General features: G+C 46.5%; 13 protein-coding genes. All 13 read left to right on the top strand.

Features of this window, described 5'->3' with window-relative positions; genetic code table 11:
* Window positions 1–32 precede the first annotated feature (32 nt).
* Window positions 33–809 carry a type III pantothenate kinase gene (locus tag AR442_RS02915; protein WP_007409940.1) on the top strand — a complete coding sequence of 259 codons (777 nt, stop codon included), beginning with the start codon at window positions 33–35 and terminating at the stop codon, window positions 807–809.
* A gap of 10 nt (window positions 810–819) precedes the next feature.
* Window positions 820–1,695, top strand: a complete 876-nt coding sequence (gene hslO / locus AR442_RS02910; protein ID WP_004264606.1) for an Hsp33 family molecular chaperone HslO — start codon at window positions 820–822, stop codon at window positions 1,693–1,695.
* A 45-nt stretch (window positions 1,696–1,740) separates the two neighbouring features.
* On the top strand, window positions 1,741–2,631 hold the full coding sequence (locus tag AR442_RS02905; protein WP_014416734.1) for a peptidyl-prolyl cis-trans isomerase: 891 nt from the start codon (window positions 1,741–1,743) through the stop codon (window positions 2,629–2,631).
* 75 nt (window positions 2,632–2,706) lie between these two features.
* Window positions 2,707–3,633, top strand: coding sequence for a cysteine synthase A (gene cysK, locus AR442_RS02900; protein WP_007615206.1), 927 nt, complete (start codon window positions 2,707–2,709; stop codon window positions 3,631–3,633).
* 166 nt (window positions 3,634–3,799) lie between these two features.
* Entirely contained in the window at window positions 3,800–5,221 is a 1,422-nt protein-coding gene (gene pabB / locus AR442_RS02895) for an aminodeoxychorismate synthase, component I (protein ID WP_014720621.1), read from the top strand.
* A gap of 6 nt (window positions 5,222–5,227) precedes the next feature.
* Complete coding sequence (gene pabA, locus AR442_RS02890) at window positions 5,228–5,815, top strand: aminodeoxychorismate/anthranilate synthase component II (RefSeq protein ID WP_007409944.1); 588 nt, start codon at window positions 5,228–5,230, stop codon at window positions 5,813–5,815.
* On the top strand, window positions 5,812–6,696 hold the full coding sequence (gene pabC / locus AR442_RS02885) for an aminodeoxychorismate lyase (RefSeq protein WP_017419483.1): 885 nt from the start codon (window positions 5,812–5,814) through the stop codon (window positions 6,694–6,696). Before pabA ends, pabC begins: the two co-directional genes overlap by 4 nt.
* Window positions 6,677–7,534, top strand: coding sequence for a dihydropteroate synthase (gene folP, locus AR442_RS02880; protein WP_017419482.1), 858 nt, complete (start codon window positions 6,677–6,679; stop codon window positions 7,532–7,534). Before pabC ends, folP begins: the two co-directional genes overlap by 20 nt.
* Window positions 7,527–7,889, top strand: a complete 363-nt coding sequence (gene folB, locus AR442_RS02875) for a dihydroneopterin aldolase (protein WP_022552479.1) — start codon at window positions 7,527–7,529, stop codon at window positions 7,887–7,889. Before folP ends, folB begins: the two co-directional genes overlap by 8 nt.
* Window positions 7,886–8,389 carry a 2-amino-4-hydroxy-6-hydroxymethyldihydropteridine diphosphokinase gene (folK, locus tag AR442_RS02870; RefSeq protein WP_007409947.1) on the top strand — a complete coding sequence of 168 codons (504 nt, stop codon included), beginning with the start codon at window positions 7,886–7,888 and terminating at the stop codon, window positions 8,387–8,389. Before folB ends, folK begins: the two co-directional genes overlap by 4 nt.
* Window positions 8,341–8,550 carry a helix-turn-helix domain-containing protein gene (locus tag AR442_RS02865; RefSeq protein ID WP_003150668.1) on the top strand — a complete coding sequence of 70 codons (210 nt, stop codon included), beginning with the start codon at window positions 8,341–8,343 and terminating at the stop codon, window positions 8,548–8,550. The genes folK and AR442_RS02865 overlap by 49 nt, the downstream gene beginning before the upstream one ends.
* 21 nt (window positions 8,551–8,571) lie before the next feature.
* The gene (dusB, locus tag AR442_RS02860) at window positions 8,572–9,573 is read left to right on the top strand and encodes a tRNA dihydrouridine synthase DusB (protein ID WP_007409948.1); all 1,002 of its coding nucleotides are present in this window, start codon (window positions 8,572–8,574) and stop codon (window positions 9,571–9,573) included.
* An 89-nt stretch (window positions 9,574–9,662) separates the two neighbouring features.
* On the top strand, window positions 9,663–11,162 hold the full coding sequence (lysS, locus tag AR442_RS02855; RefSeq protein ID WP_014416740.1) for a lysine--tRNA ligase: 1,500 nt from the start codon (window positions 9,663–9,665) through the stop codon (window positions 11,160–11,162).
* The last annotated feature ends 323 nt before the right edge of the window (window positions 11,163–11,485 follow it).

The following is an 11,485-nucleotide window of genomic DNA, read 5'->3' as shown; positions in this document are numbered from 1 at the left end:
GATTAGAAACTATTCAAAAGTGGTGATAGAGGTTGTTACTGGTTATAGATGTGGGGAACACCAACACCGTGATTGGTGTATATCATGATGGGGAATTAGAATATCATTGGCGCATAGAAACGAGCAGGCACAAAACAGAAGACGAATTCGGCATGCTGCTCCGCTCCTTATTTGAACATTCCGGACTCATGTTTGAACAGATTGAAGGGATTATCATCTCATCCGTGGTGCCGCCGATTATGTTCTCTTTAGAAAGAATGTGCACAAAATACTTTCACATCGAGCCGCAAGTTGTCGGCCCGGGAATGAAAACAGGTTTAAATATAAAGTATGACAATCCGAAAGAAGTGGGAGCTGACAGGATCGTCAATGCCGTTGCGGCGATCCAGCAGTATGGCGGCCCCTTAATTGTTGTTGATTTCGGAACGGCGACGACGTATTGCTACATTGATGAAAACAAACAATACATGGGCGGCGCGATTGCTCCCGGCATTACGATTTCGACGGAAGCGCTGTACTCACGTGCGGCGAAGCTTCCGAGAATTGAAATTGCCCGTCCGGACAATATCATCGGCAAAAACACGGTAAGCGCCATGCAGTCCGGCATCCTTTTCGGCTATGTCGGACAAGTTGAAGGTATAGTGAAGCGGATGAAATGGCAGGCAACACAGGAACCGAAAGTCATTGCGACAGGCGGGCTTGCGTCATTAATCGCAAACGAATCAGACTGTATTGATATTGTTGACCCGTTTCTCACTCTGAAAGGGCTGGAAATCATTTATGAGCGAAATCGTGTGGGTCACGTATAGGAGGTAAACGATGGATTATTTAATTAAAGCAATTGCATATGACGGTAAAGTGCGGGCTTATGCAGCCAGAACGACAGATATGGTTAATGAAGCGCAAAGAAGGCATGACACGTGGCCGACGGCATCAGCCGCAATCGGCCGGACGATGACAGCTTCTCTGATGCTCGGAGCGATGCTTAAGGGTGAAGATAAGCTGACAGTCAAAATAGAAGGCGGCGGCCCGATCGGAGCCATTGTCGCAGATGCGAACGCAAAGGGTGAGGTAAGAGCATACGTATCAAACCCGCACGTTCATTTTGACCTCAATGAACAAGGGAAACTGGATGTCAGACGGGCGGTCGGAACTGACGGAACACTCAGTGTCGTAAAAGATTTGGGCTTGCGTGATTATTTTACGGGACAAGTAGAGATTGTCTCGGGTGAACTCGGTGACGACTTCACGTATTACCTTGTTTCTTCTGAACAAGTCCCTTCATCTGTCGGCGTAGGTGTTCTGGTAAATCCTGATAACACGATTCTCGCTGCGGGCGGGTTCATCATTCAGCTTCTTCCGGGGACTGATGAAGAAACCATTTCAACAATTGAGAAGCAATTATCTCAAATCGAACCGATTTCAAAATTGATTCAAAAAGGCCTGACACCGGAAGAAATCTTAGAAGAAGTTCTGGGTCAAAAACCGGACGTTCTCGAAACAATGCCGGTCAAATTTCACTGTTCTTGTTCAAAAGATCGATTCGAAACGGCCATTTTAGGACTAGGCAAAAAAGAAATACAAGATATGATAGAAGAAGACGGAAAAGCCGAAGCGGTTTGCCATTTTTGTAATGAGAAATATTTATTTACAAAAGAAGAACTGGAAGAGCTTCGTGACGAAACAACCCGCTAGCTCTTTAGCGGGTTGTTCTATTTTATAAAAGGGATGGGGTAGATTTTGAAATCGAGAACACTTTTGACGATTATTGTAGCGGCGCTGTTAGTATGCAGTGTGACAGTGGCGTATAAGTTAACAAAATCCCAAGCCGCGGGGTCATCTGAAGAATCCATCGCGACAATCGGTGATAAACATATCACACGGCAAGACTGGATGAAAAAGATGGAAGACCAGTACGGAAAATCAACTCTGGAAGACATGATTAATGCACAAGTAGTGGAAGAGCTTGCGAAAAAGAATAAACTCACAGTTTCAAACAGCGAATTGGAGCGGGAGTTTCTTTTAATCAAAGCGGTGAATAATTCATTTTATGAAGACAGCCATATTACCGAAAAAGAATGGAAAGACCAGATCCGCTACAACATTCTTCTTGAAGAACTGCTGACGAAGGACATCGATATATCGGATAAGGAAATGCAATCATTTTATAATAAAAATAAAGAATTATACCATTTCGATGATTCCTACAGAATCCGGCACATCGTCGTCAAAAACAAAGAAGAGGCGGACAGGGTGCTTGCTGATTTGAAAGGCGGTTCCAGCTTTGAAGCAGTCGCCGCTGAGCGTTCCACGGACAGATACACGTCTCAGTATGGCGGAGACCTTGGCTTTGTGACAGAAAACCAGGAAAATATCCCGCAGGCATATATCACAGAAGCTAAAAATCTTAAAGAAGATGAATGGTCCGCTGAACCGATTAAAGTTTCCTCAAGATACGCCGTCATTCAGCTGAAAGAAAAGCTTAAAGCGAGGACTTTCTCATACAATGAAGTGAAGAGCCAAATCAGACGCCAGATCGCGATGGATCAATTAGGTGACAAGGCGACAGTCAAAACGCTGTGGAAAGAGGCGGGGGTCTCTTGGTTCTACGGGGAAAAAAGAACTAAATGATTGACAAAAAATTTTGAAATTGATAACTTATATTTATAATACCAATAAATTTAGTCGGAAATTGAGGTGTCCAACATGGTGCGTATTGCAAATTCTATTACTGAACTAATCGGAAATACTCCTATTGTGAAATTGAATCGCCTGACGGATGAAAACAGTGCAGATGTATATCTGAAGCTTGAATACATGAATCCGGGCAGCAGCGTAAAAGACCGGATCGGAGTGGCGATGATTGAAGCGGCTGAAAAAGAAGGAAAATTAAAAGCCGGCGACACAATCATTGAACCGACAAGCGGAAATACAGGGATCGGTCTTGCAATGGTGGCAGCGGCTAAAGGTCTCAGAGCCATTCTCGTTATGCCTGATACAATGAGTATGGAACGACGCAATCTGCTGCGCGCATACGGAGCGGAGCTTGTGCTGACTCCCGGCGCAGAAGGAATGAAGGGCGCCATTAAAAAGGCGGAAGAACTTGCTGAGGAACACGGATACTTTGTGCCTCAGCAATTCAACAATGCGGCAAACCCGGAAATTCACCGCCAAACGACGGGGAAAGAAATCGTAGAACAGTTTGGTGACGACCAGCTTGATGCGTTCGTGGCCGGAATCGGTACCGGCGGAACCATCACGGGAGCGGGCGAAGTGCTGAAAGAAGCATATCCATCCATCAAAATCTATGCGGTAGAGCCGGCGGATTCTCCAGTTCTTTCCGGCGGAAAACCGGGCCCGCATAAAATTCAGGGTATCGGAGCGGGATTTGTCCCTGAAACATTGAATACGGACATCTATGATCAGATCATTCCCGTCAAAAACGAGGATGCATTTGAATATGCCCGTAAAACGGCAAAAGAAGAAGGGATTCTCGGCGGCATTTCTTCCGGAGCGGCCATTTACGCGGCACTGGAAATCGCGAAAAAACTGGGGAAAGGCAAGAAAGTGCTTGCGATCATCCCTAGTAACGGAGAACGTTACTTAAGCACACCGCTTTATCAGTTTGAATAGAGACATACACACGGCTCCCGGCTGTATCCGGGAGTTTTTTTGTGCTGAAGCATCGAAAATCCAAAAAACGTTTCGAATTTTATGGTTGGAAGTGAAATTCACTTTTTTCACCAGTGTGATTGCTTTAAAATAAAACTACAGTAAAACGAAGCAGAGGATTGATATGATGGCACAACGCAGACCGGCAGGAAGAAAAATACCTTTTACGAAACAAGCATTTTTACAGCGATATGAAAACCTTTCGAAATCGAGAAAACGGCATGTTCTGCTCGAAAGCGCGAGAGGGGGAAGATTCAGTATAGCCGGTCTAGATCCGATTGCGTCCGTCAGAGGGAAAGACGGAATTACAACGATCAAGCATGAGGGGGAAACACTGTTTAAAGAAGGTGACCCGCTGCGGGCCTTTCATGAATGGTTTGGAACGCTCGGAACGGAAACAAACGTTGAGTTTCCGGACTTTCAGGGCGGTGCGATTGGTTTTATCAGTTACGACTACGCCCGATATATTGAGAATTTTAAGATGCTGTCGTTAGATGATCTGGAAACACCTGATATTTACTTTCTTGTTTTTGATGATGTGGCCGTTTATGACCATGAGGATGAGGCGTTATGGCTCATTACCCATACTGAAGCGGAAGAAGCGGATCTTGCGGAAGAAAAGCTGTCCGGCTTAGAGGACATGTGGTGTTCCCTCCAAACGGCGGACGAGCCTTTTTCACCGCTGGATCGGAATGGGGACGGATCGTACGCCGCTCCGTTCACTGAAGAAGGATTTTCGCAGGCTGTAGAACAAATTAAACAATATATCGCGAGCGGCGATGTGTTCCAGGTTAATTTGTCCATCAGGCAGTCTCAGTCCTTATCCGTTCATCCGTATGAGGTGTATAAACACTTGAGAAACGTCAATCCGTCTCCTTACATGGCCTATCTCGAGACACCGGGGTTTCAAGTGATATGCGGGTCGCCGGAGCTATTGGTGACAAAGAAGGGGAAGAAGCTTGAAACGAGACCGATCGCAGGTACGCGTTCAAGAGGAAAAGACGATGCTGAAGACAAGGCTTTGGCTGACGAATTAATTCACAATGAAAAAGAACGTGCGGAACACGTCATGCTTGTTGATCTTGAGCGCAATGACCTCGGGCGCGTATCGCGCTACGGCTCCGTGCGCGTTAACGAATTTATGGCGATCGAAAAGTATTCCCACGTCATGCATATCGTGTCAAACGTACAGGGAGAGCTGCAGGACGGATATGACGCGACAGACATTATTCATGCGGTGTTCCCGGGGGGCACCATCACTGGAGCGCCCAAAGTGAGAACGATGGAAATTATAGAAGAGCTTGAGCCGACAAGACGGGGGCTTTATACTGGATCTATAGGCTGGTTCGGATTCAACGGAGATTTGCAGTTTAACATTGTGATCCGGACGATCTATGCAGCCGGCGGACATGCTTTTATGCAGTCCGGAGCAGGAGTGGTCATTGATTCGGTTCCGAAGCATGAATACAAGGAATCGTTCAAAAAAGCTTTTGCGATGAAAAAGGCGTTAGAGCTGAGCGAAGAAGAGACAAAAAATCAGACGAGGTGAGCAGAGATGATTTTAATGATTGACAATTATGATTCATTTACGTACAACTTGGTTCAATATTTGGGTGAGCTCGGGGAGGAACTGATCGTCAGACGGAATGACGAGATTACGATTGAGCAGATTGAAGAGCTGGGTCCGGACTTCTTAATGATTTCACCCGGGCCGTGCAGTCCTGATGAAGCGGGGATCAGCCTCGAAGCCATCAAACATTTTGCCGGCAGTATTCCTATTTTCGGCGTATGTCTCGGGCATCAGTCGATTGCGCAAGTATTCGGCGGCGATGTCGTCAGAGCAGAGCGGCTCATGCACGGCAAAACGTCAGAAGTTATGCATGACGGACAGACGATTTTTAAAGGCCTGCAAAATCCGCTGGTCGCCACCCGGTACCATTCACTTATTGTCAAAGCGGACACGCTGCCGGATTGTTTTACGGTATCCGCTCAAACCAAAGAAGGAGAAATTATGGCAATCCGCCATAATGAGCTGCCTGTTGAAGGTGTTCAGTTCCATCCGGAATCCATCATGACCTCCTTCGGCAAAGAGATGCTCAGAAACTTTATAGAGACACACCGCAAAAAGGAAGTGACGGTGTGATTATATATTTGAATGGTCAATATATAGAGGAGAAAGAAGCGGCGCTTTCTCCTTTTGACCATGGTTATCTGTACGGGATCGGCGCGTTCGAGACGTTCAGGCTTTACAGCGGCCGGCCGTTTCTGCCGGATGCGCATGTCGCCAGGCTCAACAGGGCGCTTCGGGATCTGCAGATTGCATATGAGGTGAACAAACAGGAGCTGCTTGATATGCTTCTGAGACTGTTGCTCCTCAATGACATCAAGGACGGCAGCGCGCGTGTCCGGCTTAACATCTCGGCAGGCGTCAGCGATAAGGGATTTGCCGCGCAGACTTATGAAAAGCCGACCGTCCTTTGTTTCGTCAACCGGCTCAATCCGGAAACTCTGCCTGTTCAAAAAGAAGGCAGGCTTCTCTCTGTCCGGAGAAACACGCCTGAAGGATCTTTTCGGTTAAAATCCCATCACTATTTAAACAACATGTATGCTAAACGGGAGATCGGGAATGACCCCAATCTTGAAGGCATTTTCCTGACCGGTGAAGGAGATGTCGCGGAAGGCATTGTCTCCAACGTGTTTTGGCGAAAAGGAGACAAGGTCTTTACGCCATCTTTGGATACGGGAATTCTCGACGGCGTAACGAGACAGTTTGTCATTGATGAATTGAAACGGCAGGGGACAGAAGTCACCGAAGGCCGATTCCGTTTTCAATCAATGCTTGAAGCGGATGAAGCATGGATGACAAACTCCGTGCTTGAAATCATCCCGTTTTCTAAAATAGAGGAAGTGCCGCTGCCCGGAATGAGCGGAAAAACGGTGCAATTGCTCCGTAAGCAGTATCAGCAGGAAATAAACAAAATGAATGTACAGGAGGAGGAACAAAATGGCGCAGCAAACAATTGAACAGCCTAAACTGATTCATACAAAAAAAGGCGCTCTGTCCTATAAAGAGAAGACGCTCGTTATGGGGATATTAAATGTAACGCCAGACTCCTTCTCTGACGGCGGTAAATACGACAGTACGGAAAGGGCGCTTCTGCGTGCGGTGAAGATGGCTGAAGAAGGGGCGCATATTATAGATATCGGCGGCGAATCGACAAGGCCCGGCGCATCACTCGTGTCGGCTGATGAGGAAATGTCACGAGTCATCCCCGTCATAGAACGGATTACAAGCGAGCTGGACATTCCGCTTTCAATCGATACGTACAAAGCGTCCGTGGCAGACGAAGCGGTCAAAGCGGGAGCCTCTATCCTTAATGACATCTGGGGGGCGAAAGGTGACCCTGACATGGCGTCAGTAGCCGCCGCACACGGGGTTCCGATTATCTTAATGCATAATCGCACGGAAAGAAACTACAACGATCTTATTCCTGATATGCTTGCAGACCTGATGGAAAGCGTAAAAATTGCCGCAGAAGCCGGCGTCACAGATGAAAACATGATTCTGGATCCGGGGATCGGCTTTGCGAAAAACTATGAGGACAATCTGGCTGTCATGAACAAGCTGGAGGTGTTCAGCGGGTTAGGTTATCCGCTGCTCCTGGCGACATCGAGAAAAAGGTTCATCGGCCGTGTACTTGACCTTCCCCCTGAAGAACGTGCCGAGGGAACGGGAGCGACAGTATGCCTTGGCGTCCAGAAAGGCTGCGACATTGTGAGGGTGCACGATGTCAAAGAGATCGCAAGAATGACTAAGATGATGGATGCTATGTTGAACAAAGGAGGCGCACATTATGGATAAAGTATATGTGGAAGGTATGGAGTTTTACGGATATCACGGCGTGTTCGAAGAAGAAAACAAACTCGGCCAGCGCTTCAAAGTAGACCTGACTGCCGAACTGGATTTGAGCAAAGCGGGAAAAACGGATGACCTTTCTTATACCATTAACTATGCGGAATTGTACAGTGTCTGCCGCGGCATCGTTGAGGGCGAGCCCGTTAATTTGGTCGAGACCCTTGCGGAACGGATCGCAGACACCGTCCTTAAGAAATTTGAGCCGGTGCAGCAATGTACGGTAAAGGTTGTTAAGCCTGACCCGCCGATTCCCGGCCATTATAAATCAGTAGCTATAGAAATGACGAGAAAGAAATCATGAACAATACGGCATATATCGGCCTCGGTTCCAATATGGGCGACCGTGAACATTATTTGCGTCAGGCAGTGGCCATGCTCAGCCGGCATCATGGCGTGACGGTGTCAAAGGTGTCCTCCATATATGAAACAGATCCCGTCGGCTATGAGGATCAAGATCAGTTTCTCAATATGGCGGTTGAAGTGAAAACGTCGTTATCTCCTTTTGAACTTCTTGATGTAACGCAGAGCATTGAAGCTGAATTAGGCAGAACGAGAGAGATTCGCTGGGGACCGCGGACGGCAGACCTTGACATTTTGCTGTATAATCGTGAAAATATTGAAACAGAGCGGCTGATTGTTCCGCATCCGAGAATGTATGAGCGCTTATTTGTCCTTGCGCCGTTAAAAGAAATATGTCCGCAGGCGGATCATATCACGATAAGCGCTGAAACAAACCAAGAAGGTGTAAGAGTATGGAAGCAGAAATCTGGGGTAGGCGAATTCGTGCATTCAGAAAGCTGAAAGGTTATACTCAAGAAGGATTTGCAAAAGCATTAGGTATATCAGTTTCTATTGTCGGTGAAATTGAACGCGGAAACCGATTGCCGTCAGATGCCATCATTCAAGATGCGGCAGATGTTTTAAATATAAGTGCGGACGAATTGGCCCCGCCTGAAAAATAGACAAATGAAAGGAGGGGAAAAATGTTTAAAATCGGTGATATTCAATTGAAAAACCGGGTTGTGCTTGCCCCTATGGCCGGTGTCTGCAACTCAGCGTTCAGATTGACTGTAAAGGAATTCGGAGCCGGATTGGTATGCGCTGAAATGGTCAGTGACAAAGCGATTCTTTACAACAACGCCAGAACAATGGGGATGCTTTACATTGATGAACGTGAAAAACCGCTCAGCCTTCAGATTTTTGGAGGGAAAAAGGAAACTCTTGTGGAAGCGGCGAAGTTTGTAGATCAAAACACGACTGCTGATATTATTGATATTAACATGGGATGTCCCGTACCCAAGATTACAAAATGTGATGCGGGCGCCAAATGGCTTCTCGATCCTGATAAGATTTATGAAATGGTATCCGCAGTAGTAGATGCTGTTGATAAGCCGGTTACAGTGAAGATGAGAATGGGTTGGGATGAAGAGCACATCTATGCGGTGAAAAATGCCCAAGCCGTTGAACGTGCCGGCGGAAAAGCCGTTGCCCTGCACGGCCGCACAAGAGTGCAAATGTATGAAGGCACTGCGAACTGGGATATCATTAAAGAAGTGAAGCAATCCGTCTCCATTCCCGTCATCGGAAACGGTGATGTCAAAACGCCTCAGGACGCGAAACGTATGCTTGAGGAAACAGGAGTTGACGGCGTCATGATCGGCCGGGCCGCACTCGGCAACCCGTGGATGATTTACCGTACGGTGCACTACCTTGAAACCGGTGAGTTAAAAGACGAACCGAAAGTCCGTGAAAAAATGTCGGTATGCAAACTGCACTTAGACCGCCTGATTAAGTTAAAAGGCGAAAATGTGGCAGTCAGAGAAATGAGAAAACACGCTGCCTGGTACCTGAAAGGTGTCAGAGGCAATGCGAATGTACGCAACGAAATCAACCAATGTGAGACGCGTGAAGAAGTTGTGCAGCTTTTAGATGCATTTACCGCCGAAGCAGAGGCAAAAGAGCTTCAAGATGCAAAAGTAGGTTAATATACACCCTCTATTGCTGCTCACTGCCAGCTTACCGCTGGCAGTTTTTCTGCTTTTTCGTGAAATCAAAATGTAACGGAGTGATACCAATGAGTCAAGAAGAGCAAAATCATGAGGAATTGAACGACCAGCTGCAAGTCAGACGAGATAAAATGAACCAGCTGAGAGAAAACGGCATTGACCCTTTCGGCGAACGTTTCGAGAGAACGCATCAATCTCAACAGATCATTGACGCCTACCAGGAGCTTTCTAAAGAAGAACTGGAAGAAAAAGCGATCGAAGTGACCATTGCAGGCCGTATGATGACAAAGCGCGGAAAAGGGAAAGCCGGCTTTGCGCATCTGCAGGACTTAGAAGGTCAAATTCAAATTTACGTAAGAAAAGACAGTGTCGGCGAAGAACAATATGAAATCTTTAAATCTTCAGACCTCGGAGACGTTATCGGCATCACGGGGAAAGTTTTCAAAACAAACGTAGGCGAGCTTTCTGTCAAAGCGACATCTTTTGAACTGCTGACAAAAGCACTGCGTCCTCTTCCTGATAAATATCATGGGTTAAAAGATGTTGAACAGCGTTACCGCCAGCGCTATCTCGATCTCATCGTAAACCCTGACAGCAAACAAACGTTTATCACACGCAGCAAAATCATCCAAGCGATGAGAAGATACTTAGATGACCATGGATACTTAGAAGTTGAAACACCTACGATGCACAGCATACCGGGAGGAGCGTCTGCACGCCCGTTCATCACGCACCATAACGCGCTCGATATGCCTCTTTATATGCGTATTGCGATTGAACTGCACCTGAAACGCCTGATTGTCGGCGGATTGGAAAAAGTCTACGAAATCGGCCGTGTGTTCCGTAACGAAGGTGTTTCTACACGCCATAACCCTGAATTCACGATGATCGAGCTGTATGAAGCGTACGCCGATTATAAAGATATTATGAGCCTTACGGAAAACCTCGTTGCACATATTGCGCAGGAAGTGCTTGGAAGCACCACAATCCAGTACGGCGAAGAGCAGATTGATCTGAAACCTGAATGGAAACGACTCCACATGGTAGATGCGGTCAAAGAAGCGACAGGCGTAGATTTCTGGAATGAGATGACTGTTGAAGAAGCGCGCGGTCATGCAAAAGAGCATGGTATCGAGATCACAAACTCAATGACGGTGGGTCATATCATCAATGAATTCTTCGAACAAAAAATTGAAGAAACACTCATTCAGCCTACATTTATTTACGGCCACCCTGTAGAGATTTCTCCTCTTGCTAAGAAAAATCCGGAGGACCCTCGCTTTACAGACCGTTTTGAGCTGTTTATCGTCGGCCGTGAGCACGCTAATGCGTTTACGGAGCTGAATGACCCTATTGACCAGAGGGAACGCTTTGAAGCGCAATTAAAAGAAAGAGAAGAAGGAAACGATGAAGCGCATATGATGGATGAAGACTTCGTTGAAGCTCTTGAATACGGCATGCCGCCGACCGGGGGATTGGGTATCGGTATCGACCGCCTTGTCATGCTGTTAACAAATGCTCCGTCTATCAGAGACGTTTTATTATTCCCTCAAATGAGACAACGCTAATAAAAGGGCAGGCGCCGTTTCTGCTTATCGCAGTACGGCGCTTTTTTAGAAACAAGCCGCTCGTAAAACTTTTTTGATTTTCTTTTAAAAAACTATTGCACTATTATTTGTGAGGTGGTATATTATTATTCGTTGCCGCTAAACAAGGCGCTGACGAAAAAAAGAAATTCAAAAAGTTGTTGACTTCAAGAGATTGATAAGATATAATAATAAAGTCGCTTGAACGAAAGACAAAATGATCTTTGAAAACTAAACAAGACAAAACGTACCTGTTAATTCAAAGTTTTAAATAAATCGCACAGTGATGTGCGTAGTCAGTCAAA

The sequence above is a fragment of the Bacillus velezensis genome, assembly GCF_001461825.1.
GTDB classification, from domain to species: Bacteria; Bacillota; Bacilli; order Bacillales; family Bacillaceae; genus Bacillus; species Bacillus velezensis.
Note: the sequence above shows the minus strand (reverse complement) of the source record. Positions and strands in the feature narration are given on the sequence as shown.